General features: G+C 52.7%; 1 protein-coding gene. It reads right to left on the bottom strand.

Annotation, left to right across the window (positions count from 1 at the left end; all coding sequences use genetic code 11):
• Positions 1-389, bottom strand: a 389-nt coding sequence (locus GR212_RS36710) for a UvrD-helicase domain-containing protein (protein ID WP_163995047.1), incomplete at both ends; no start/stop codon positions are given.

Genomic DNA, 389 nt, shown 5'->3' with positions numbered 1-389 from the left:
ATAAAGAATGGCGTAATCTTTGTACTGCGTTTTATTGACGAAGTGATGCGCAATCAGTTCACCAGTGACGCGCTCGGCTTCATGTTCTTCGTTATTCGCGCTTAAAACTTTAAGCTCTGTGCCGTAACCCAGTTCGGAGAACAGACGCTTCTCAAAGACGTGCGGGTTATTGGCGATCAGGATGTTCGCCGCTTTCAAAATACGTCCGGAAGAGCGGTAGTTCTGCTCAAGCTTAATCACCTTCAGCGCCGGAAAATCCTGACTCAGCAGCACCAGGTTTTGTGGACGTGCGCCGCGCCAGGAGTAGATCGACTGGTCGTCATCGCCCACCACGGTAAAGCGCGCGCGGCTGCCCACCAGCAGTTTCACCAGTTCATACGGGCTGGTGT

It is taken from the genome of Martinezella lusitana, from assembly GCF_010668395.1.
Lineage (GTDB): Bacteria > Pseudomonadota > Alphaproteobacteria > Rhizobiales > Rhizobiaceae > Rhizobium > Rhizobium lusitanum_A.
Note: the sequence above shows the minus strand (reverse complement) of the source record. Positions and strands in the feature narration are given on the sequence as shown.